The sequence below is a fragment of the Alkaliphilus transvaalensis ATCC 700919 genome, assembly GCF_000621485.1.
GTDB classification, from domain to species: domain Bacteria; phylum Bacillota; class Clostridia; order Peptostreptococcales; family Natronincolaceae; genus Alkaliphilus; species Alkaliphilus transvaalensis.
Genome location: NZ_JHYF01000006.1, coordinates 200,743 through 224,878, shown reverse-complemented (window position 1 = coordinate 224,878; position 24,136 = coordinate 200,743). Strand labels below are relative to the sequence as shown.

At 34.7% G+C, this 24,136-nt stretch carries 19 protein-coding genes; 2 read left to right on the top strand and 17 right to left on the bottom strand.

Annotated features, from left to right (window positions below):
• The first annotated feature begins 50 nt into the window (after positions 1-50).
• The gene (locus T335_RS0107140) at positions 51-1,508 is read left to right on the top strand and encodes an FMN-binding protein (protein WP_026476931.1); all 1,458 of its coding nucleotides are present in this window, start codon (positions 51-53) and stop codon (positions 1,506-1,508) included.
• A gap of 132 nt (positions 1,509-1,640) precedes the next feature.
• Here T335_RS0107140 and phoU read toward each other — a convergent pair whose 3' ends face one another.
• From phoU to splB, 8 genes are all read right to left on the bottom strand, one after another.
• Positions 1,641-2,291: a phosphate signaling complex protein PhoU gene (gene phoU / locus T335_RS0107135; protein WP_051569189.1), complete on the bottom strand. Its 651-nt coding sequence runs from the start codon at positions 2,289-2,291 to the stop codon at positions 1,641-1,643.
• 15 nt (positions 2,292-2,306) lie between these two features.
• Entirely contained in the window at positions 2,307-3,059 is a 753-nt protein-coding gene (gene pstB / locus T335_RS0107130; RefSeq protein WP_026476929.1) for a phosphate ABC transporter ATP-binding protein PstB, read from the bottom strand.
• A 15-nt stretch (positions 3,060-3,074) separates the two neighbouring features.
• Entirely contained in the window at positions 3,075-3,923 is an 849-nt protein-coding gene (pstA, locus tag T335_RS0107125; RefSeq protein WP_026476928.1) for a phosphate ABC transporter permease PstA, read from the bottom strand.
• The gene (pstC, locus tag T335_RS0107120; RefSeq protein WP_242837261.1) at positions 3,923-4,870 is read right to left on the bottom strand and encodes a phosphate ABC transporter permease subunit PstC; all 948 of its coding nucleotides are present in this window, start codon (positions 4,868-4,870) and stop codon (positions 3,923-3,925) included. The genes pstA and pstC overlap by 1 nt, the downstream gene beginning before the upstream one ends.
• Positions 4,871-5,268: 398 nt before the next feature.
• Complete coding sequence (locus tag T335_RS0107115) at positions 5,269-6,177, bottom strand: phosphate ABC transporter substrate-binding protein (protein WP_026476926.1); 909 nt, start codon at positions 6,175-6,177, stop codon at positions 5,269-5,271.
• 164 nt (positions 6,178-6,341) lie between these two features.
• Positions 6,342-8,378, bottom strand: a complete 2,037-nt coding sequence (locus T335_RS0107110; RefSeq protein WP_026476925.1) for a methyl-accepting chemotaxis protein — start codon at positions 8,376-8,378, stop codon at positions 6,342-6,344.
• A 182-nt stretch (positions 8,379-8,560) separates the two neighbouring features.
• Positions 8,561-10,012, bottom strand: a complete 1,452-nt coding sequence (locus T335_RS0107105; protein WP_026476924.1) for a copper amine oxidase N-terminal domain-containing protein — start codon at positions 10,010-10,012, stop codon at positions 8,561-8,563.
• A gap of 290 nt (positions 10,013-10,302) precedes the next feature.
• Positions 10,303-11,325, bottom strand: a complete 1,023-nt coding sequence (splB, locus tag T335_RS0107100; protein WP_026476923.1) for a spore photoproduct lyase — start codon at positions 11,323-11,325, stop codon at positions 10,303-10,305.
• Between the two features lie 518 nt (positions 11,326-11,843).
• Here splB and T335_RS20120 point away from each other — a divergent pair.
• Positions 11,844-12,704: a DMT family transporter gene (locus tag T335_RS20120; protein WP_034327938.1), complete on the top strand. Its 861-nt coding sequence runs from the start codon at positions 11,844-11,846 to the stop codon at positions 12,702-12,704.
• 112 nt (positions 12,705-12,816) lie between these two features.
• Here T335_RS20120 and T335_RS0107090 read toward each other — a convergent pair whose 3' ends face one another.
• The 9 genes from T335_RS0107090 to T335_RS0107050 form a co-directional block, all read right to left on the bottom strand.
• Entirely contained in the window at positions 12,817-13,872 is a 1,056-nt protein-coding gene (locus T335_RS0107090; RefSeq protein ID WP_026476922.1) for an ABC transporter ATP-binding protein, read from the bottom strand.
• 15 nt (positions 13,873-13,887) lie between these two features.
• Positions 13,888-15,534, bottom strand: a complete 1,647-nt coding sequence (locus tag T335_RS0107085; RefSeq protein WP_207640649.1) for an ABC transporter permease — start codon at positions 15,532-15,534, stop codon at positions 13,888-13,890.
• A 35-nt stretch (positions 15,535-15,569) separates the two neighbouring features.
• Positions 15,570-16,637, bottom strand: coding sequence for an extracellular solute-binding protein (locus tag T335_RS0107080; protein ID WP_026476920.1), 1,068 nt, complete (start codon positions 16,635-16,637; stop codon positions 15,570-15,572).
• A 319-nt stretch (positions 16,638-16,956) separates the two neighbouring features.
• Entirely contained in the window at positions 16,957-18,138 is a 1,182-nt protein-coding gene (locus tag T335_RS0107075) for an AI-2E family transporter (protein ID WP_051569188.1), read from the bottom strand.
• Between the two features lie 80 nt (positions 18,139-18,218).
• On the bottom strand, positions 18,219-18,929 hold the full coding sequence (locus T335_RS0107070) for a DUF421 domain-containing protein (protein WP_026476918.1): 711 nt from the start codon (positions 18,927-18,929) through the stop codon (positions 18,219-18,221).
• 243 nt (positions 18,930-19,172) lie between these two features.
• The gene (gene truA, locus T335_RS0107065; RefSeq protein ID WP_026476917.1) at positions 19,173-19,913 is read right to left on the bottom strand and encodes a tRNA pseudouridine(38-40) synthase TruA; all 741 of its coding nucleotides are present in this window, start codon (positions 19,911-19,913) and stop codon (positions 19,173-19,175) included.
• Between the two features lie 22 nt (positions 19,914-19,935).
• Complete coding sequence (locus tag T335_RS0107060; RefSeq protein WP_026476916.1) at positions 19,936-21,267, bottom strand: glutathionylspermidine synthase family protein; 1,332 nt, start codon at positions 21,265-21,267, stop codon at positions 19,936-19,938.
• Positions 21,245-22,570 (bottom strand): glutamate--cysteine ligase, encoded by a 1,326-nt coding sequence (locus T335_RS20115; RefSeq protein WP_034327934.1) that lies wholly within the window; start codon positions 22,568-22,570, stop codon positions 21,245-21,247. Before T335_RS20115 ends, T335_RS0107060 begins: the two co-directional genes overlap by 23 nt.
• A 203-nt stretch (positions 22,571-22,773) precedes the next feature.
• Complete coding sequence (locus T335_RS0107050) at positions 22,774-24,072, bottom strand: hypothetical protein (protein WP_026476915.1); 1,299 nt, start codon at positions 24,070-24,072, stop codon at positions 22,774-22,776.
• Positions 24,073-24,136 lie beyond the last annotated feature (64 nt).

Genomic DNA, 24,136 nt, shown 5'->3' with positions numbered 1-24,136 from the left:
TGAAAGTTTGTTAAAAAAAAATTAAGAAAAATTTTAGGAGGTGTTTATCGGTGGATAAACAACAAAAAATTGCTATTATTGTATTACCGTTACTTGCAATAGCAGTCTTAGCAGGTGCAATGCTATGGAATAGACAAGATGCTGCTCCAGCTCAATCTGCTTATGTTGACGGTACTTATGAAGGTGTAGGAGAAGGTTTCTATGGTGATATTAAAGTTGAAGTAACGATCTCTGGTGGAGAAATTGCTAATATAGAATTAGTTGATCATAATGAAACTCCAGGATTAGGTGATACTGCAGCATTACAAATTATCGACAATGTTGTTGAAGCTCAATCAACTGATGTTGATGTTGTAACAGGTGCTACTGCTTCAAGTAATGGTACCATTGAAGCTATCAATAATGCTTTAGCTCAAGCTTCTGGTGGTGGCGGTTTCCCTGACGGAACCCATGAAGGTTCAGCTACAGGTTTTGGTGGAGACTTAAAGGTTAGTGTAGTTGTTTCTGGTGGAAAAATCACTGAAATCAACATCGTTGAGATCAACGAGACTCCTAACTTAGGTGATACAGCTGCTGAAGAAGTTGCTGCAGCTATTATCGAAGCTCAAAACTTTAACGTTGATGTTGTTACTGGTGCTACTATGTCAAGTGAAGCTCTGATCGCTGCTGTTAAAAATGCATTAGGTCTTGGCGATACTGAAGAAGCTTCTGCTCCAGTTGAAGAGCCAAGCATCACAGTTGATATTGCTAGTTTAGCTGATGGTGTCTACACTGGTTCTGCTGAAGGATTTAAATCTACTATTAAATTAAATGTAACTGTTGAAGGTGGAAAAATTACAAAGATTGACGTTGTTGAAATGGACGAAACTCCTGGTCTTGGAGACAAAGGAATTGAAGCGACAATTGCAAATGTGATTGCAGCTCAAGACCTTAATGTAGATACAGCTACAGGAGCTACAGTTTCAAATAAGGCAGCTATTGAAGCAATTGTTGCTGCATTAGAGGGAACACCTGCTTCATTAACAACTGAAGAAGATGCTAAAGAAGAAGATACAGCGAAAGATGATAAGAAGGAAGAGACAGTTGCAGAGCAACCATCAACTCCAGCTCCATCAACTCCAGCTCCATCAACTCCGGCTCCATCAACTCCAGCTCCGTCAACTCCAGCTCCATCGACTCCAGCTCCGTCGACTCCAGCTCCATCTGAGCCTGCCGCTCCAGCTGGTGCAGGATTTAAAGATGGTGATTACACTGGATCTGGTAAAGGATTTGGAAGTACAATTAATGTTACAGTAACCATTAAAGGTGGAAATATTGCAGATATTAAATGGACTCACCCAGAGTACCCTGATGAAGGTATGCAACCTTCAACATTTACTCAATTAGTTAATAAGTACAAGAGCAAGCAAGCACCTCTTAACAAATCTGTAGATTCTGTATCTGGTGCAACTGATACTTCCCACGGATTTATCGATGCTGCTAACCAAGCATTAAATAAAGCTAAATAATTTGTCTTAAACTATATCGAGCCTTGGATACCCATCCAAGGCTCTTAAATATATCACAATTAACTACCCCAAAACTTAAACCCCTCATCAGCAAAAATGCAGAGGGGAGTTTTTCTTCTTAGTTATTCTCTACTAGTTAATTTCTACGTTTTCTCCTGTTGCGATAAAAATTACTCTTTCTCCGATATTTGTTGCGTGATCTGCAATTCTCTCTAAATACCTACCAATAAAAATTAAATTTGTGGCTTGTTTTACGATTGTGTTTTCTTCAATCATTTTATTAATCAGCTCTGTATATATTTTTTCATAAAGCTCATCTACTGCTTCATCATCATGGGCCACTTCTGTAGCTAGGGCTACATCGGTTTTCATAAAGGCATCTAAACTCTTCTTAACCATCGTTTGCGCCAACTTTGCCATTTTAGGAATATCTATGAGGGGTTTTACAAAAGGCTCTTCACCAATCTCAAGAGTGACCTTAGCAATGTTTACTGCATGGTCTCCCATTCGCTCAAGGTCTGTAATAATTTTTAGTATTGTTCCAATTACCCTTAAGTCCTTTGCCATAGGTTGTTGAAGGGCGATTAAGTTCATACAGGACATTTCTATTTCAAGCTCAATATTATCGATTTCGTCATCCATTAGATAAACTTTATTGGCTAGAGCTAAGTCTTGAGTTGTAAGGGCTGTAATGGAAACTTCAATAATCTCCTGAACCATTGCACCCATTTTTAACAGCTTAATATTTAAATCACTTAATTGTTTTATATACTGATTTCTCATGATCCCACCTCCTTTTTAACCGAATCTACCCGTTACATAGTCTTCTGTTCGTTGATCTCTAGGTGTAGTAAAAATCTTTTGTGTTTTATCTGCTTCCACAAGTTCTCCCATTAGGAAAAAAGCAGTTTCATCAGAAATACGTGCCGCCTGCTGCATCGAATGGGTTACAATTACGATTGTATATTCATTTTTTAACTCTACAATTAACTCTTCTATTTTTGCTGTTGCTATGGGGTCTAGGGCTGAAGTTGGTTCGTCCATTAAAAGAACTTCTGGCTCCATAGCTAAAGCTCTTGCAATGCACAATCTTTGTTGTTGTCCACCAGATAAACCTAGGGCTGATTTATTTAATCGATCCTTTACTTCATCCCATAATGCTGCTTTTTTCAAACTCTTTTCAACAATTGAATCTAATTGTAACTTGTTTTTAATTCCATAACGTCTAGGTCCATAAGCTACGTTTTCATAGATAGATTTTGGAAAAGGATTAGGCTTTTGAAATACCATTCCTACACGTCTTCTTAAAGAAACAACGTCAACATCCTTTTGATAAATCTCCTGTTCTTCTAACTTAAGGTCTCCTGTAATTTTTACTCCGCTAATTAAATCATTCATACGGTTTAGAGTCCTTAAAAAGGTTGATTTACCACAACCTGATGGTCCAATTAAAGCTGTAACCTTCTTCTCTTCTATATTTAGTGATATATTTTTAAGGGCTTGAAAATCCCCATAAAACAAATTTAAATCATCTACAGATATCTTAGCCATTTTATACCTCCTATTCTACGCTCTGTTGGCCATCTTAAACTTGATTCTAATAACTGTTGCGATCATAAAGAATATTGATACTAAGCCTAATAATACCAATGCAGTTCCGTATTGGATTTCTTGAGGCATATTAGGCACTTGGGTTGAAATGATATACAGGTGATAAGGTAGTACCATTGCTTGGTCAAATACTGACTTAGGTAGTCTAGGAAGAAAAAATGCTGCTACAGTTAAAAGGATTGGAGCTGTTTCTCCTGCAGCACGGCCTATTCCCAATATGGCTCCTGTGATAATTCCTGGCATCGCATGGGGTATAACAACCTTCTGTATCGTTTGCCATTTTGTTGCCCCCAATGCCAATGAAGCTTCTCGATAACTTTGAGGTACACTTTTTAGTGCTTCTTCGGAAGCAGTGATAACAACAGGAAGTATTAAACAAGCTAAGGTTAATGCTCCTGCTAATATAGAGGTTCCTATTTGTAAAAAGAGAACGAAAAGCCCTAATCCAAACAAACCATATACCACTGAAGGTACTCCAGCAAGGTTCATAATGGCAAGTCTAATCAGTCTTGTTATTTTTCCTTGTTTTGCATATTCAGTTAAATAAATAGCCGATCCAATTCCTAGTGGTAGGGCAAGAATAATTGTTCCTAATACTAGGTAGATGGTTCCAACAATAGCTGGAAAAATTCCACCCTCCCTCATTCCCTTTCTAGGCATGGCTGAAATGAACTCCCAATTAATTGTTCCTATTCCTTTAAAGATAATGTATCCTATAATCAAAAGGGTGGGTACGACAACTAATAACATGGTGACTGTTAAAACTGAAAAGGCTATTTTTTCTTCCAATTGTTTTTTATTCATTACCTACCCTCCCGTCGCCCTCGATGAAGGACAAAATCTGCTATTAGATTGATGACAGTCGTCATCATTAATAAAACGATCCCTACTGCAAATAATGCATGATAGTGGGTTCCGTTTCTTACTGTATCTCCCATTTCTGCTGCTATAGTAGCTGTCATGGTCCTTGCAGATGTAAGGAAGGAATCGGGGATTTTAGCTGCATTACCAGTAACCATCATTACTGTCATGGTTTCTCCAATAGCACGGCCTATCCCCAGCATAATAGCTGCGATAATACCAGAAGAAGCCGCTGGGACTAGTACATTGAAAATTGTTTCCCACTTTGTTGCCCCTAAAGCTAAAGAGGCTTCTCTATATTCCATTGGCAAAGCATTTAATGCATCATCAGAAATACTAATAATTGTTGGTAATGCCATCAAAGAAACTAAAATAGAACCGGTTAACGCAGTGAATCCAGATGACAAGTTAAAGGTAATTCTAACCCAACTTGAAAGCACCACAATCCCTAAAAAACCAAGTACTACTGAAGGAATTGCCGATAAAAATTCTATAATTACCTTTAATACCGTCTTAGTTTTCGGCGGTGCCACCTCTGAAATGTAGATGGCACAACCGACACCTATGGGGACGGAGATTAAGATAGCTCCCGTGGTAACTAATAATGACCCTGTTACTAATGGTAAAATACCATACTGAGGATTTACCGATATTGGAAACCAATTACTGCCAAATAAAAAATCTTTAACTGACACATCTTTGAACAATGCAATTCCTGAACGAAATAAAAATAAGAAAATCAAACTTATAATTACTACCGATGTGATCCCTAATATAAAAATTATTTTTTCAATTAAATATTCCCAAATCCGATGTTTAATGTTTCGTTTTAAGCTTTTACGGTGGACCATCTTTTCTTCATTTACCACCATCTCTTGAGAACCAAGCATTTTAACACCTCTCTCACTATTTCCACTTAACGATTAGTTTTATTACAAAACTACTATTACATAATTTTATTAAGAGCTCGTAATTAAGTTCTCTCTAGATTCAATCTATTATTTAACTGGTTACGCTACATTCTTTATCTATATTTCACGATTGCCATTCTTTGTTTCTAATTTTCACCTAATTCTTTATTACCTTTATTAATTCTTTATTAAAACTGTCCTATCTATTTCTATCCCCATAGAAATTTAGCGTTTAAGAACAAAACACATTTATTTTCTAAATAGCAGAGGCGGATTAGCAGTCATTAACTGCCATCCGCTTTGCCCATTATTTAAACTACGTTATATTCCCAATACATTATTTAGTACATTATTTATTAGATTATCTTTAGTAAGCATTAGTCTAGTGGAATAAATCCTGTCTCTTTAACAATCGCTTGACCTCCACTACCTAAGATAAAATCAACATAAAGTTTAATAACTCCTTGCGGTTCTCCTGCTACATATAAGAATAATGGTCTAGCAACTGGATAGTCACCAGAATTAATTGTATCTAATGATGGTAAGAAGGATTGGTCGCCAGCCTCTTTAGCTACAGGAACCGCCTTTACATCATCTGTTAAATATCCTAAACCGATGTAACCAATTCCATTTACGTCTTGCTTTAACCCTTCAACAATTGCACCAGTAGATGGCATTAACATTGAATGTTGGGCATATTCCTCGTCCTTTAATACAAATTCCTTAAAGAATGCATAGGTACCAGAGTTAGATTCTCTTGAATATAGGGTTATTTCTGCATCATTTCCACCTAGTTCTTTCCAGTTAGTTATCTTTCCAGTGAAAATATCCTTTAAATTTGCCATAGTTAAAGTTTCGATCTCATTACTTTTATGAACTGCTATAGCAATACCGTCTCTGCCTGCTACAATTTCCTTTAACTCAAAACCATTTGCCTTTGCTTGATCCATTTCTTCATTTTTCATTGCTCTTGAAGATTGGGCAATATCAGCAGTACCATTAATAATCGCTGCAATCCCTGTACCTGATCCCCCACCAGTTACTGCAATTTGCGCTTGAGGATTTTCATCCATAAAAACTTCAGCCCATTGTTGACCTAAGTTAACCATCGTGTCCGAACCTCTAACTTGTACCAGCTTACTAAAGTCTACCTCTTCACCTGTGGCTGGTGGATTATTATTGTTATTGTTGTCACCAATTTCGTCTGCTGAAGAACTTGAACTACATCCTACCATTGCAACTGTAGCTACCATTACAAGTATTAATAGTAAAGCTATTTTTTTCATTTTTTTCTTTCTCCTCTCATATTGAAAAGTTTTATCTTCCCTCTTACATGTCTAATTATATTATCTATTCTTCTCCCTTTGGTTAAGCAATGGTTAATCTAATGTTAAGCCATAGTTAATCTCAGGTTAAGGATTTGTTATCGAAATGTTATGGCTTTGTTAAGTCAATTTATTTTAAAGTTTCCAGCAATTGAATTTAGCTCGTGGGCAACTTTATTAAGTTGTTGGGAAATCTCTGTAATATTATTAATCGTGCTACTTTGTTCTTGAGTTCCATCAGAAATCTCTTTAGCACCGACTAATATATAATCTATTGTCTCATCAATACGATTCATATGTACTTTTATTTCTTGTAAATAATCTACTTGATGACTTACTGCATCTCTATTACTGTGGATCATTTCAGTTACATCTTTAATATCTCTATTAATTCGACTAAAGCTGTCTTTAACTCTATCAAAGGCTTTTTTTCCTTCGTCAGACTGTTTTTTTGCCTCTTGAACTCGATATTGAACTGAGTCTACTGCGTTGATAACAGCAGTGATGACTTCTGCAACGCTTTGGGCGGCAGTATCACTTTCTTGTGATAGCTTTCTAACCTCTTCTGCCACAACAACAAACCCACTTCCCGCTTCTCCCGCTCTGGCTGCCTCAATTGTTGCATTAATTGCTAATAAATTGGTTTGTCTTGATATTTCCTTTATATAGTCAATAAATTGATGTATTTTAGTAGAGGCCACAACCAGTAATTTAGTGTCTTGGTGGGTTTTTTCAATTGAATTCTCTATTTTTATCATTGACATCATGGCTTTTTCCGTTAATTCCATTCCATCTTGTATCGTTTGCTGGGTAAGGTCGCTTTTCTCCCCAACATTTATGCTACTTTCCTTTACATGGGTGCCCTTCTCAGCTACATTTTTTACCGAGAAATTAATCTTCTTGACAGCATTACGCCCCTCTTCAGCTGTTGCAAGAAACTGTTGTGCTGTAGCGGCAATTTCCTGCATATACCCATCAGCATAACTAGTACTGTTTAACATGTGGCTTCCAGCAGTCTCTATCTCAGCTGAAGTTATTAACAATTGGGACAGAACTTCCCGTTGCTTATCTACCATTTCATTTATACTTAGGGAAAGATCTAAAAGTTCATCCTTTGATGTACATTGAGATTGTATTGTAAAGTCTCCCATTGATACCTTTTTCATTACCTCTACCATATTAAATATATTTTTAGTAAGGTATCTAACAAACACCCTTGCGATAATAATGGTGAATAATACTCCTAAGATAATAATTAAAAGTGTATTTTTTCGGATTTGGTTTGCAGTAACAAGATAATCTGCTTCTGGTAAGGTAAAGGCGATCACCCAATTGGTAGCAGGCACCCGTTGATAAAAATACGACCACATCTGGGAATCTATCATAATATGATTTATGCCTTTATATGTATTTTCAGCTTCTATCTCATTAATTATTTCATTACTAAGCCCATCATCAGCTAGCTTTAAAACCTTACTACTGTCTGGGTGGCTTAAGATGATTCCTTCTGTATTTAATATGTATCCATATCCACTTTCACCTAAGTCTGTATTTTGAACCCTTCTATTAAAGTTTCGAAAATCGAAAGTTATGACGATTGCCCCTAACACCTGACCCGTACCCTGTTGTATGGGGTATGCCATTGATAGGGTTGGTAATTTTACATCCGTTTGACTAAGGCTAGAGTAATAGAGGGGGCTCATTGTAAACCTGCGGCTTGCTATTGCTTCCTTTGCAAAGTCCAATTCTTCTAATCCTAAACTATAGCCTGTACTACCTAAACTATCTGCAACAATTTCTCCCCTTTGTCCAACTAAAAAAATACTTGCATAATAACCCATAGAGTCTACAAATATTTTTCTTAAAGATTGATTTACCTCTTGTTGTACTCTGCTATCCACAGCCCCCTCATTACCATAAGCTTCTAGCATTGTAATAAAGGAAGGGGTTGCCGAAAGATTTTTTAATAAAAATTCTGTATCATTAATCGTTTGTTGCGTACTTACCGTAATACCTTCTAATAATAGGTCGATCTTTTCAATCTCTTTCTCTCTTAAATTTGTGAAAGTTTGTCTGTAGGCATATGTTCCAAGGGTAAAGGTTGGTAAAATACAAAGTATTAAAAAGATAATTGTTAGTTTTGTCCCTAGCTTTAATCTCATGATCGGTCTCCTTTGATTTTGATATTTTATCTAAGTACAATATAACGATTTTAACTTCCCATTAGATTAGCCCTTTGTTAAACTCATGTTAAATACATGTAAAAACTCTAATAACGACAAAAGCAGGTATTCTAGTAGAATACCTGCCCTAAAAATCAACCTATCATCTTTTCAACGTAACTCTATTGGGCCATTATTACAACACTTTTTGTTTCTGGTACCCAATCAACTATATAACCTAATTTTTCAAAATCTCTAACTTTAATGTAACTACGACCTTCCACAACAATTCCAGTCAATTCAATAACAGTGTCTCCTTTTGTAACAAAGGGTACCTTCTTATCATTATTCCAACTAACATCTTCATTTAAAATCTCTCCTATAGCCCTTAATGGCAAATAGGTGGTGTTATCGCTAACATGAATATCTATAGTGCCTTCATAGCCATCAGTTGCTGATACTCCTACATAAGAACCATCTTCAACTTCTATTACCAGCAGGAAGAAATTAGAATCATCGAATACAATATTTCCAAAGTCTAACTCTTGTAAAAGATCTAGTACCCCTTCTGTTGGTACTTTAATGTCTACACTGTCTACTGCCTCAATTTTAGCTTGTTGCTTAATTTTAATCAGTAGGTCTGACCCTTCGTCTTTAAAGTCGATGGTAATTTCTTGTTCTACACCATAGGATTTTGCATCAATTTTTTCTAGTGAGTATTTAATACCTGTTTCTCCCAACTTTTCTAATACACCTGATTGATTAATCTCGTGATTAAACTCTTCAAATGAAGTAAGGATTGTATCCTGCTCTTCTAATAGCATCGAAAACCCTTTGTTAATATCCTTTTTTAAGACTTCTTTTGAGTTGTTGTAACCAAAGCTCTCTACTAGATATTGATAATCCCCATCATCCATACCATCAATAGTTTTGCCTATGGCATTAGCAATTTTCTCTGTATTATCTAAAATATATACTAATACATCTTCAAGTAATGAAAATACTGTTTTTGCCTTTAATTCGTATATGTATTTATTGCCTTCTTTATATACTATACCTGACTCAAAACCGTCGAAGGCTTCTATTAATCCTTCACTTAAGTATTCATTTATTTTTACCAGCCTCTTTTGGTCACTAACGTAGTTTTCATCAAGTTCTTTTAAGTCAATCTTAATATAGTCAGTATCTACTAAAAATCCTTCTATTAATTGAGCTGTTACATCATCATTATTAGCCACTTGGTCTACTACTAGATTTCCTATTTCTGAAACTTTAATGTAGAGTATGTCTTGATCTACAATAATCTCTGTTAAAGGCTTAAAGGCTCCATCCTTTTGCGTCTTATACTCAAAGGCTAAATGAGCTTTATTTTGGGATAAAGAACTTTGCCCACTATATCTTATCACTAAGTTTTGAGTTAAGTCATACATTTGTTTAAATTCAGGATTAAGCAATTCTAGCACATCAATAATACTACCTGACATTGATATTTCAATTTCTCCACTTACCTTAGTACTGTCTAGCCTATTAATTTCATTAGTCAACCTATACATCTCTAATTCTACTGGTGAACAACCTACTAATACTGCCAATATTAAAATAGTAGCGACTACAACAGAAACTTTCTTTTTCATCCAATCCTCTCCCTTCGACTCTGTTATTAAAAACGTATACATTATTTTGTATACGCCAGTATAGCCTCATTAATTTCCATAGAATAAGTTAGTCCACTTTATAACCATTATATTTATTTAATGAGGTATTAGTTACCTATTATACTATTTTACTACAAATTTTTTCCTTTTTCAACCTTATAGCAATTTATTATTGAAATACTCCATATTTTTATACGATTCTTTCTATTTCCGTTTTTGTTACTTTTATAAGTTAAATACGAAAAAAGTGCCGCATAAGCGGCACTATCTTAGGTGAAGTATTGAATATGACCATGGGGAAATTTTTCTTTTATTAAGCTAGTAATGTATTCTTTGGCTTCTAGGGCATCGTCCTTTGGATAAACATATTTTGTTCTGCCATATTTACCCCATTTTTTATCCCTTTTCTCAGGGTCCATCTCTAATTTACTGTTAGGATATCTTTCTTCAATAATGTTTTTTGCATTCATAGTAAATCGATGCTGAATTAGTTCGAAGGTAATCATACTTTTTTTAGCACCAATATGATTATATAGCTCATCAATAAGTTCTTTATACTCTTGTTTCCAGTTATCATGTAATATGATAGGAGCGATTATAAAACCTAATGGGTAACCAGCCTGTGCCATCTTCCCTGCCGCCCTTAATCGATCCCATAGGTTTGATACATTATGTTCAAAATTTTTAATAACATAATTTGAATTTATACTAAATCTAAAACGTGTATGGTTATTATGGGGTATATCTAATAGGCTATCTACATTAGCATATTTTGTAACTACCCTTAGCTTACCTCTTGGAAGGGTACCAAAGTGGATAATTGTATCCCTTAGGCTTCCCGTTATATGCTCTACACCTAAAGGATCGCCCGTACTGGCAGCTTCAAAAACTGTAGCATGGGGAAGTTTCTTTTTAATGTATTCGTCTATGGTTTCATACAATTCACTTAGGTTAGCATAAACTCTAACAAAGGGCTTTTTCCCTTGGGTTGTGAACAAATAACAGTACTCACATGTTCCTGGACAGTTGGTCATTAGAGAAAATTGATAATCGGCAGAGGGTCGACAAACATCTAATTTCAAGCTTCTCTTCATTCCTACGATTAATGTTTTCTTTGCTGCAGCATATTTTGCTTTGTCGTCTTTCCCTGGTAGGTCTCTTACTTGATTATGGGAAGTTGTTTCAAGTATGGGGATATCATTGTCTACACAATACTTTTTAACTCTTTCACCGATTATGGTCTCCTTTGCTGCTGGTTCAAAATATACTCTATCTGGTCGCCATAAGCTCATTGACGCACCTCCCTTACATTGTACTATTATTTTGACTCTAAATATTGTTATTTAGTCTGAAATTTAATATTTTATAATTACGATTCTGAATTTTTGAAGCTTCGATTTACTTTTAATTTACGACTTTTTTTATGATCTTATTGTAGTGTTCTTAACTTAAATTTTACAAGTCTAATATTAATTATAGCTAAGGTTTTATTCAATTTCTTCAATTAAAAGTGTAGGACAATTTTAATAGGGGTATCATAACAAAGTCTTCCTTTAGAAGATTTAAAGAACGACTTTAGGTGAATAAACTAAGGGGCTTACACAATATATTTAACTGAGGAAATTGCTTATCTTCTTATTTTAAACTTATTTATTTCGCAGAGTTCTTTTATATAAAAAGATAAATTAAAGTAGCACTTTTCTATTGATTATAAAACAAGATTAATTTTCAATTGATTTTAAATTTCATATACCATCTGCTATAATATAATAGTTATGTCTATCTAATCTTAGTATTTAGGAGGATTTTTATGGAACAGAGAAATAAAGGAATTTTGTTAATGATTTTATCATCATTATTTTTTGCATTAATGGCAGCCTCTGTTAAATTGGCTGGTGACTTACCTACGATGGAAAAGGTATTTTTTAGAAATATTATTGGTCTCGGGGTTTCTGCTTATCTCATTTTTAAATCTAAAGAGAGTTTTGTAGGTAACAATAAGCGTTATTTACTTTATCGTTCTATTTTTGGGCTACTTGGGGTTTTTCTATATTTCTATGCCATAGCTAAACTTCCCCTAGCCAATGCTGTTGTTTTAAATCAGATGAACCCTTTCTTTGTTTTAATACTGGCAGCAGTCTTTTTAAAGGAAGGAATACGCAAACAGCAAGTTTCTGCAATTTTTTTTGCCATAGCAGGAGTTATCTTTATTGTTAAACCGCAATTGGACTTTGCTATTATTCCTGCTCTTATTGGTCTAGCATCTGCTATATTTGCTGCTTTAGGCTATACACTTATTAGACATTTACGTCTAAGTGATAGCCCCTTAGTTATTGTTTTTTATTTTACTGCCTTCTCTACCGTAAGTGCTATCCCATTTTTCGGTCAGTTTGTTATGCCAACCCCCCTTCAGTTTTTAGCTTTAATTTCTGTAGGAATTTTTGCAACAACGGCTCAATTTTTAATGACCTATGCCTATCGGTATGCTGAAGCTGGTGACCTATCCATTTACTCTTATGGTAATACCATGTTTTCCATTTTTATAGGAATTATTTTGTGGCAAGAGATTCCCGATCTTCTAAGTTTAGTAGGTATTACCCTTATCTTATCGGGAGCGTATCTAAATTATCGTTCTTACGGGAAGGCCGAAGGGATTAAAGAAGTGAAATAAAAGAGTAATAGTCAAACAAATAAACCCGTCATTCCTAGTTATTACAACACAAGTGCTAGGATTAACGGGTTTATTTAATAAAGAATACTTATTTTGAATAGTCATTTTTTAACTACTCATTTTTAACGACTGCAACAAAGTTAGGTAATATTTTAAACCTTAAATGGTCACCAATCTTAATATTTTCTTCTGGATGTATATGCACTAATAATTTCTGAGATGTTCCATCCGATTGGTCAAGGGCTATAACAGCATCAATGGCCTCCCCTGTATAGGTAAATTGTATTACAGTTCCTTCTATATGACCATTTTCGTCCATTTCTAAGCTGTCGGGTCTTATTGAAATGCAGACTTCTTCACCTTCACAAAGACAGTGGGTATGTTGACAAGGTATAGTCCCTAAAGAAGTAACCACAGTATTTAGGTCATTTCCAATTACTCCTTCAATTAAGTTTGATTGGCCAACAAAGGAAGCTACAAATTTATTTTCGGGATACTGATAGATTTCTCTTGGTGTTCCGATTTGCTGTACAATACCTTTTCTCATAACAACAATTTGATCGGATATGGCAAGGGCATCTTTTTGATCATGACTAACAAAGATGGCTGTTGCACCTGCCTCTTTAATGATTCGTTTTACTTCTAACCTCATAGCAACTCTTAAATCGGCATCTAGATTACTAAAGGGCTCATCCAACAATACTACTGCAGGCCTTCTAGCCAATGCCCTAGCTAAAGCCACTCTTTGTTGTTGTCCTCCTGAAAGCTCGTGTATATATCTTTTTTCATATCCATTAAGTCCTACCAGGTCTAGAACCTCTAATACACGTTTTACTTTATCTGATTCTCTATATCCAAAAGCAATATTATCAAAAACATTAAGGTGAGGGAATAGGGCATAATCTTGAAAGACCATACCAATTCCTCTTTTTTCTGCTGGAATCCATGTATTTTTATCACTAACAGTTTTACCAGCTAGAATAATCTGTCCTTTATTGGCCCGTTCAAAACCAGCAATTAATCGAAGGGTGGTGGTTTTCCCACATCCACTAGGCCCCAGTAATGTTACTATAGAGCCTCGTTCTACATTAAGACTTAACTCTTTTACTGCAGCTTCGTTTGATCCAGTATAGGTTTTACTGACTCCAATTAGTTGTATATCATACATATATATTTCCTCCCTTTAATATTTGCTTAACATCCACTTAAGGGGAACAATTGATACAAGAATGATTAATAATGCCGCCGGTGCAGCTAAGTGATAAACCGATTCACTCGTTTCTACCCATATCCTTACTGCTAACGTATCAAACCCAGGTGGTCTTAATAATAGAGTTGCCGGTAACTCTTTAATGGCACTAACAAATACCAGTGCCCCCCCAGCTAATACTCCTGGTGTGATCAATGGAATAATTACCTTAAACAAAACCTTTAATGGGGCAAACCCCAAACTTCTAGCCGCTTCATCGATGGAAGGTGAAATTAAATTTAATGAAGAATCCGCCGACTGCATCGATTGAGGAAGAAATCTTATGACATAGGCAATAGCCAACAATGTCGGTGTATTGTATAGCCAAGGGATATATTGATTAAATATAAAAATCATTCCTAAAGCAATAATTACACCTGGCAGTGCGTAACCAGAATAACTAAGCTTGTCAATAAAAATGGTAAAATAAGATTTATATCTAGATTTTAAGTAAACAATTGGTAAAGCTAACACCATACAGGCTAGTGCAGCTAATCCCGAAACCTTAATACTATTCCATCCATAGGCCCAAAATCTTTGATCTAATGCACCTGCCTCAATACCTAATTTTGACCAGTAAATTAATACCGTAATAGGTAACACTACTGAAAGAAAGAAAACTGCTAACATATAAAGTAAAACTGGTACTTTCCAAAAACCCAACTGATATAATTGGGGTTTTTTATAGCTTTTAGTTGTTTGGTAATATTTTTGTTTTTTCCTTGTCCTAGCTTCAATCCATAACACTATTAATGTTACTAATATTAACACCATACTTAATACAGTCGCTGATAGGTTATCATAACTACCCATTTGATAATAGATTGCAGAAGTAAAGGTGTTGTACCTTAGCATTGCGATTGCACCAAAGTCCGATAAGACGTATAGAAATATTAAGATTGCACCAGCACCAATGGCTGGTCTTAATAAAGGTAAGTTTACTTTCCAAAGAATTTCATAGCTTGTTAGTCCTTGGGCACGGGCTGCTTCCTCAAAGCTTCTATTCATTTTCTTAAGGGCAGCACTAGTAATTAAAAATACATAAGGATAGGTAAACATAGTCAAAACAAAAGCCGCACCCCAAAAAGAATATATGTTAAAAGGGCTACTTCCAAACCAGTCCCTGATCCAACCCCTAGGCCCAAGTATAATAATATAGGTTACGGCCCCCACATAGGGTGGTATAACTAAAGGAAGAGCCAATAACCACTGCATGGCTTTTCTTCCTGGAATATTACAACGTTGTACCAACCAGGCTAAAGAAACCCCAATAATAAGGGCAAAAATAGTAACGATAACGCCTAAACTTAAGGTGCTCCATAGTAGTGTTGGTATTCGTGTATCTAAAAGTCTTACCCATCGGTCTTTTCCTGCGAAAGCCGAACGCCAAATTACATAAATAATTGGTAATCCCATTAACGCTGATGTTACTGAGGCAAAAATAAAAAGGGGAAAATCTGGCGCGTTACCCCTCCATATTCTGTTCCAAAAGTTTATCCCAATGGAGAAGAAGGTTCGAAGGAATCCTCGAACCTGAATCTCTCTTTTATGCTTTTTTTCTTCTAAAAATCCATTATTCATCATGATCACCTAATTTTTCATTAGTGTTATATAAACTATCTGATTTCTAAGTCTAAGCCTGATCTTTCAATAAGATTTCTCGTATCTGCCCAAACTTTTCCTAACTCTCTTAAAGGCATACTTTGTACCTTGAAGTCTGATATTTTAGCTGCTTCTCCAACAGCTTCGATAGCTGGGTTAATTGGTACCTCCAGCGAAGCATAAGAAAATTCTCTTTGATTTTCTGGTTGAAGAATCCAATCTAAGAACCTTTGTCCGTTTAATTCATTTGGAGCTCCCTTTACAAAACCTACTCCTGCTGCATTAACAACGGTTCCCATCTCATTTTCTGCTTGGTCAAGATAAATTACACCTACATTATTATCATTAGGCTCTCTTAATTGTTGATGGTAGTAGTAATTGTTTACTAATCCAAACTTAAATTCTCCTGCTCCAACTGCTCTACGAACATCTCCATGTCCTTGAGTAATTGCGCCAGCATTCTCCTTCACACCATCTAACCATTCTAAGGTTTTATCGTCTCCCCATTCATTTCTTAGAGCAGATATATGGGCGATCATACTACCATTTCCACCTCTTGTAATGGCAAACTCACCTTTCCACTTTTCATCAGCTAAGTCTAGTATTGACTTTGGCATTTCCTCTTCAGTAATTAAATCTTTGTTATACATAAATACCCTTGCTCTAGCTGATAAAGCAAACCATGACATGTCTTCAGCGATATATCTCTCTTCAATTGCTTCTATACCATTTGGTTCGTATCCTTGTAGAAAACCTTCTAGACGTAAATGTTCTAATGCCCCAATATCATTTGAAATCACGATATCTGCTTGAACATTTCTACCTTCTTCTTTAATTTTATTAATAACAGCATCACCACCATGTAATGCTAAAACCTTAATACCTGTTTCAGACTCAAATTTATCTAAAAGGGGTTGCACAAAGGTTTCATTTCTTGTTGAATACACTACTAACTCTTTCGTTTCATTAGGGGCCACGTCTCCTTGATCCTGTGGCTGAGTTGTATCTGTACTGCAGGCAGTAAAAGCGACAACCAACATTGCTATTAACATCATGATAGTAATTTTTTTCTTTTTGAACATTATGTATCCTCTCCTTATGGTATAATGAATGATTAATTTAATTTTAATATTGAGAATGATTTTGATTTTTATTCTCAGCATCACTCGTGGTAATTATATTATAATAGATAATTATTATCAATAAGTTTTAATCAAATTAAAAATAAAAGGACATTTGTCCCTTTGAAGTTAGTATAATAGCTTCCCACAGAAGATTTAAATAATGACTTTAGGTGAAGAAACTCCAAAATAAAAGGAGAATCACTTAAAAAGCGTTCTCCTCATCATTTTTTATTATTAACTTTACATTTATTATTTAACTTAACTTGAGACCGCTTTATTACCCTACCTTACTTTTTTGTAAGCGAATATTTTTTCTTTCTAATTGTTGATCGATAAATCGGTTAACCACAAGTCTTATAATCCCAATAACTGGTACTCCTAAAAACATTCCTATAACACCAAATAATTTTCCACCAACCACTATTGAAAATATAATCCAGAAGGGGCTTACCCCAACACTATCCCCCAAAATTTTAGGGCCAAGTATTAAACCATCAAATTGTTGAAGTGCCAAGATAAATAAGACCAACCAAAGGGCCTTTACTGGATTATCAAAAAAGGTAATAATTGTTGCTGGAACCGCTCCAATGAAGGGTCCAAAGTATGGAATCATGTTGGTAACAGTAATAATGACGCTAATTAATAGGGCATATCTGATTCCCATTATTCTTAAACCTATAAAACAAAGAACGCCAATGATAAAAGAGTCTATAGATTTTCCAACAATAAACTTAGCAAACAAGTCATCTACTTCTCTACCAAAGGATTTAAATCTTTCGACGGTTTCCTCTTTAAAAACTACCCTTAGCATTCTTTGACTGCCAAGCTTAAAGGATTCTTTATCCATTAAAAGATAAAAAGAGACAATCAAACCTATTGCAGCATTTAGTAGACCAGATGAAATTGACAGTAAACTGGCTACTAGATTATCTAGAATATCTTCTAACATATCTTGTGTTGTTGTAAATATCCGGCTTATGGTTACATTAATCTGCTGAGATACATTAAATGTACTGATACTCTCTAACTCTTCTACCCAGTTACTGATTAGTTTATTTGTAGATACAATATAGTCTGGAATACTCTCAATTATATTGCTGATATTATTGCCAATTTGAGGTGCGATATATAGTATTAAAGTTGTTATGGAGCTAATTAATATGAAATACATTGTAACAACGCTTAATAACCTATGAAGCTTTGGTCGTTCCTTAATAAATCTAAAACGAGCGTATAGCCTTTTCTCAAACCATCTTACTCCTGGGCTTAAAAGATAGGCAATAGATGCTCCTATAATAAAGGGGCTCAAAATTTTTCTAGCAACATTAAAGCCACTTCTGAAGGTTGTAAAGTATAAACCAAGGTTGTCTAACAATTGATAAAAGATAATAGACATTGCAACTGCAATGAAGGCATACAACGAATATTTAAAATAATGTTTATCTAAGTTTAGTTTCATTGGCATCATCCTCACAAATGTTATTACTTTTATTATACATGAATCTAATACTTCTAGCTATTAATTTTATGTAAATAGTACTAGTGCTGTATATTTATATTACCATTGGAATGATTATAGGTAGAAACAATAATTCCCCTCTCTTTGGTATAGGTAGCAAGGAATATATTTGTGATTTGATACTCCATGTTTTTTACTTCTTCCATCACCCATTGGGGGCTTAGCCCCAACCTTCTAATACTGGCATAGTCTAGTTTTCCTTCAATAATTATTACGGCTGGAATCTCCTTTTCATCTACATTGATATTCATATCCTTTGGAGTTAATGGATTAAAATCTGCTTTTTTTAATACAGTTAGTTTACCATTAGACTCAATAATACCATATTGCACCTCTTCATGATCAAAGATTTCTTTTTCTCTAAGCATCATTAAAATTTCGTCTAGACTATATCTAATCTTCTTCATGTTTTGATTAAGGAACTTACCATTTTCCATTACCAAAGTAGGCTCAAAAGTGATTAGTCGAGCAAATTTTCTATTTTTAATAATTAATTTATTTACAAGAAACTGAAACAAGGCAAGGACTACCACTGCAAAGGCCGTTGGCAAATGATGTATACTGGGATCTGCAATATCTGCCCCAACTATGGAGCCCATTGTTATAATAACTAGAAAATCGAAAACTGGCAGTTCTCCAATTAATCTTTTTCCCGATAAGGTTAAATTAACAAGTAGTAATAGGGACATAATGGTTATTACTCGAACAAGTACAAGGATATAGTCATTCATTTATTTCACTCCCTCCTCTTAAAGACTGCTCTTGTGACAAATTAATAAATATTAATATCATTCCTTATTGTTGACAAGTATTTCTAAAAAGAAACTTACATCTAGAAGTATGTACATATATTTAACTAGATCTTTACACGTACGATGCACAAAAAAAGAAAAGCTATGGGATTAATTTTAGTATCATCCAATAGCTTTTCTTCAGCTATACATATTAATTCTTAGCTAACTTACTCTACATATTTAGTCGTAATAAACCTCCATCAGAAAAAGCCCCTGTGCTGGCACTGTGTCTCCAGCAACTGCCCTTCTTCCCTCTTTAAAAATATGGTCAATATAACTAGTATTCTCTTTCCCTAGTCCTATTTCTAATAAGGTTCCTACGATAATTCTAATCATATTATGTAAAAACCCATCTCCTACAAAACTAAATACTAATTGACTTCCTTTTTTCTCAATACTTATTTCCTTGATGGTTCGCACTGTAGATTTATTAGTCTTTTTCAAAGATGAAAAAGGTAGAAAGTCATGGGTGCCTATTAATTTTTCTGCTGCTTTTTTCATGGCATCAATATTCAGTTTTTCAGGAATGTAATAACTATACTTTCTTTGAAAAGCTGAAGGAACTGGGTCATTCCATACATAATAACTATATTTTTTTCCGGATACATGATAACGACTATGGAATCTGTCGGAAGCCTGTTGTAATTCCTTCACTACAATGTCCTGTGGCAGGTAGTGATTAATGTATTCCTTCATTTCTTTTAAGGATAAGTTACTATCAATATTAAAGTTTGCCACCTGTCCATGGGCATGGGCCCCTGCATCGGTTCTTCCAGAACCTATAATTTCAATAGGTGTCTCTGCCATTTTACTGATCACAGCTTCTAGTTTTCCTTGAATTGTCTGATCATTATCCTTTAATCTTTGCCAACCTTTATATCGACTACCATCGTATTCGATTAACATTCTTATGTTTTTCAATCGCCTTCACCTAGCTTATATATTATTTTTTTCTAAATAAGAAATTTGGTACTGTAAAACATTCTACAATACTACCAATAATGTTATGGGTACCTGTTCTGGTATAAACCCCTTGCATCTTACCATTATACATGAACAGCCCAATGATATAGTTATGGTCTATAAACTTAACATCTTCCCTATCAAACCTTGCCATTGGTGCTTTAGGAACTTTACAAAATGCCTGTAATAAATACTCTTCTACAGCCTCTTCTTCAATGATTTTTTTCCATTCTTCTAAGGAGTAGTCTTCTCCAATTTTTACACCATTAGAAGCGTAACGATCCATTGGTTTTAAAACTAATTTGTCTTTATTTTCTAATGCATAGGCTACCACCCCTTGATTCTGGTTATCGAAGAAGGAGGTATAGGGTATATGTCTTTCTACAAAGGTCCTCTCTTCTGGCGTTAAAAATGGCGTTTTTTCTTTATCATGTAAGATTGCAAAAACAGCTTTGTTATGAATCACTTGTGATCTGATGGGCCCTACAAAACACACATTACCATCTAAATAGGCATCTATATAAGCCTTTACCTCTTCGGCATGCTCAATGATTTCCCACGTTACAGTTCTTCGATATACACAGTCTATTCTAAAGTTTTGATAGAATAGATTACCGTCTCTATACTCTAAATTTCTTGGATCTACAACGATCGTTGGACATCCTTTAGCTTCGAAGGCTTTTTGAAACTCTATAAACTCACTTGGGGGCTCTGCTTTAAAAAAGTCTACAATTGCCACCTGAGGCTTTACATCCTTTTTACTGTATTCTTTATAATTCTTTAACAAGGCTTCTACCCAGCTATCGAAAAGTTCAAAACCCTCCACCTGATATTGACCGCTGAAGTCTTCTATTGCTTTGGATTTTTCAATAATTTTCTGTAACTCTCTCTGTTCAATCATTCCTGATGAACCGTCGGCATTTAACTCGCAAAATTGAAAATCGCCAGTATCATAGTGGTAGAATATATCGAAACGGCCCATGGGAACATTTACGTCATAACCAGGATCCTTTAAAATCATCTTCTCTAATAGGGGGCTAAAGCCAAAATGTTTCCTAAAAGCAGGGTTTTGTATGTACTCATCTATTACTTTATTTAAGATTACCATTAACTGGTCTGTAAGTTCTCTAAACCGATCTATTTCAACATCAGTAAAAAACATAGGTTGATATAAAAACTCTACTGGTTTTCCTTTATACTTTGCTGGAGAATCTTCTACCTCTTGAAATACCCTCTCATAATTTTCTTTATATTCTTTTAAGTCTTCTTTAACATAGTCTTGATAGGTATTAAATAATTTCTTTGCCTGCATCGTGTCCCCTCCTTATTATATGATTTAATGCTGTCCACTCTAACCCCTCTAAACCCTTACTTTTAATTAATTCCTTTGAAATGATTGCAGGGTTTTTTCTTTGGTTTATAATTTCTTTTAAAGGGGCCAAGAAGGCTTTTTCCTCATAATCTAATCCTTTTTCAGCAAGAAGGAAGAGTTCCTTGCAAACAGAATGAAGATCACTACCTTGGAATTCTGCATTAAATCCCTTTTCAATCATTTGGTTTTTATAATTATTAAGTTCTTCATCTGTAATACTTAATGACCTATTATACAGGGTATTTAAATTGGCAGAATGATAGAATAGCCCTTTAATCAATGCTACAAAAGCTAGATTTAATGGGTAGGGAAGGGAATCTCCCATTCGAATTTCAATGTATCGCTTTGCCCTTACATCTGGAAACACCATGGTTAATAAATGCTCTATTTCAAGGTCAGTCAAATCACTATCCTCCATTATTTGGGAGGTTAGTTTTTCATAGGTTGGAAGGTAGTTTCCATCTTTTATATAAAGAATTGGCGGTACATCTAAAATATATTGAGCGTATTCTCGGTAACCAAAAGATTTGTCCATTACCCCTTTTACAATGCCACTTCTTTCTTTATCTGTGTTTTCCCATATAACGCTTCGAATACTATTTTGATGATAAACTTCTCCTTCGAATATGGGGGAATTGTCGGAGATCATAGCTAAGATAGGCGATAGAAAGTTAGCTACACGGAACTTTTTAATAAAATCCTCTTCGCTAATATAATCTATTGCCACCTGTATTGCTGCTGTCCCCTTCATCATATTATGGGCATGGGTTCCTTTTTCCTTTAAATAATTAGACATATATTCGTAGCGTTTCTTAGGATTAAAGGGAATTTCTTTAATCGTAGTCTTTGGATGATACCCTAAGGCAAGTAACTTTTGATTTTGATCATCTAAAATTGGGATTAGATCTACTAAAAACTTGATATACAGTTCTTCAACTCTTCTTAGTTCTTTAGTAGCTGGAGTACTTAATTCAAATTGTCCACCTGGTTCAAGGGTAATTACTCCCTCTTCCTTTTCTAATCCTACAAGGTAATTAGCTTCTTTTATTAGGCTATAGCCCTTATGTTGAAGTTGTTTTAGAATATGTTCTATCCCTTTTTCTTCATAGAAGTTCATTGATTGATAGGTTTCCGCATCTACAATAATATGCTCAAATTCTACTCCTATCGCTTCTTCTCCTTGACGTTTTTCGCCTTTACGTAAAATACTTACAATTTTATCAATTTTATTTTCTTCTACCATTTCTACTCCCACCTTACTGGATTTACAATCTTATTCTTTTTATTATACTCTATTTCTACCAAAAATCCTTTTTAATAATTATTTTTATTTTGAATGTCGAAATAAATTAACAATAAATTATGCCACTAATATTAATACCCTTAGCAACTTAAAGAAAACACTATCTTAAATTACTTTTAACCAGTTTTTAAAAATCAACCACCTCAAGATCTGGAGGTGGTTGAGTATAAAAACATTTCTAAATTACGATTAATCAGAATTAATTTCTGGTGTTTATCTTCTAAAAACATAGCAATAGGCTCCCATGGAAGTTCTAGAATCTGCCTTTCTTTACCATTTGACGTTATTTCAATTAATCTTCTTCCATCAATTAAGTAGCCTATTTCTTCCCTTCGAATAACAAACATGCTCCTGTTATTAAGAATTATAGGTTCTTCATAACTTCTTCTTTTCCCTCCATCGATGGGAATAATATGAAGGGGGTTTTTCGTCCCTAGGCTTTTAGAATAAATATAGTCATTAAATAACATTTCATAGAAGTTTTGATTAATATCTTCAACCTTTTGAATTTCACTATTTTTAATGTCGTAAACACTAATTTGCTGATAATCGATCCTTTCTAACACATTTTCTATAAGGATTATTTCTCCCTCGATTATGGCTACCTTACTGCTGTCTTGATTCCATTGAATACTGTCGATGGGATCAATTAATCCATCAGGGTTTTCTAATATAACCTTTTCTTCTCCTGTATCTAAATTAAAAAGAACTAATTTATCTCCAATATATGTCGTCCAATCCCCTATAATGATAGATTTTTCATCTGGATTTTCGGGCATTTGTATATAGGCTATAAATTCATCATTAGGAGCCCACTTTGTAGTGGTGGCTTCTAATGAGAAGAGGGGCTGACCTTCAGCATTATATACATCTTTGTCGAAGATAAAGTAGTCTATATTATTGGCCCATTGGGTAATAAAGTAAAAATCTTTATAGGCATCTTGTGAAATGTTACTGACCACCATTTGGGGTTCTCCTTGCTGGAAAATATATAGATATAAATCTGAGGTCTGATGGTCTCCTTTTGTATATAAAACTCTGTCACGATTGAGAGATACAATAACATTGGGTCCATTAAAACCACTGATATCGCGGTCTATGATAATCTCTTCCCCTTGATTTTTATAGTATAACACACCTTCTTGGTCTACATAAACTGCCCCTAGCCCTTGTAATGGTATAAAGGAGTCATACTGATCAATTTGAGTAAATAATTGATTAACTTCTCTTGTTTCAATATCTATTGAATATACATTAAACTCCCCCTCCACCATAGCAGTGAAATAAAAACGACCGTCCTCAGTTCTAAATCCACTGTAGTCTTGAAATTCCTCCATTTCATCTACTTTTTCTAGCTGTCTAATGGTTCGGGCGTTTGGTCTACAACCATTTACACTTCCTAATAAAAAAAACAAACAAAGCAATATAACTACCTTTTTCAATTATGCCACCTCTTTCTTTTGCTTTTGTTTGTTATTTTTCCCAACTTGTTTTTTCTTTACTCCC

Coding starts and splice junctions, on each gene's coding strand:
- phoU (WP_051569189.1), bottom strand. CDS start 2,291: ATGAGAAATCAGTATATAAAACAATTAAGTGATTTAAATATTAAGCTG.
- pstB (WP_026476929.1), bottom strand. CDS start 3,059: ATGGCTAAGATATCTGTAGATGATTTAAATTTGTTTTATGGGGATTTT.
- pstA (WP_026476928.1), bottom strand. CDS start 3,923: ATGAATAAAAAACAATTGGAAGAAAAAATAGCCTTTTCAGTTTTAACA.
- pstC (WP_242837261.1), bottom strand. CDS start 4,870: ATGCTTGGTTCTCAAGAGATGGTGGTAAATGAAGAAAAGATGGTCCAC.
- T335_RS0107115 (WP_026476926.1), bottom strand. CDS start 6,177: ATGAAAAAAATAGCTTTACTATTAATACTTGTAATGGTAGCTACAGTT.
- T335_RS0107110 (WP_026476925.1), bottom strand. CDS start 8,378: ATGAGATTAAAGCTAGGGACAAAACTAACAATTATCTTTTTAATACTT.
- T335_RS0107105 (WP_026476924.1), bottom strand. CDS start 10,012: ATGAAAAAGAAAGTTTCTGTTGTAGTCGCTACTATTTTAATATTGGCA.
- splB (WP_026476923.1), bottom strand. CDS start 11,325: ATGAGCTTATGGCGACCAGATAGAGTATATTTTGAACCAGCAGCAAAG.
- T335_RS20120 (WP_034327938.1), top strand. CDS start 11,844: ATGGAACAGAGAAATAAAGGAATTTTGTTAATGATTTTATCATCATTA.
- T335_RS0107090 (WP_026476922.1), bottom strand. CDS start 13,872: ATGTATGATATACAACTAATTGGAGTCAGTAAAACCTATACTGGATCA.
- T335_RS0107085 (WP_207640649.1), bottom strand. CDS start 15,534: ATGAATAATGGATTTTTAGAAGAAAAAAAGCATAAAAGAGAGATTCAG.
- T335_RS0107080 (WP_026476920.1), bottom strand. CDS start 16,637: ATGTTCAAAAAGAAAAAAATTACTATCATGATGTTAATAGCAATGTTG.
- T335_RS0107075 (WP_051569188.1), bottom strand. CDS start 18,138: ATGAAACTAAACTTAGATAAACATTATTTTAAATATTCGTTGTATGCC.
- T335_RS0107070 (WP_026476918.1), bottom strand. CDS start 18,929: ATGAATGACTATATCCTTGTACTTGTTCGAGTAATAACCATTATGTCC.
- T335_RS0107060 (WP_026476916.1), bottom strand. CDS start 21,267: ATGCAGGCAAAGAAATTATTTAATACCTATCAAGACTATGTTAAAGAA.
- T335_RS20115 (WP_034327934.1), bottom strand. CDS start 22,570: ATGGTAGAAGAAAATAAAATTGATAAAATTGTAAGTATTTTACGTAAA.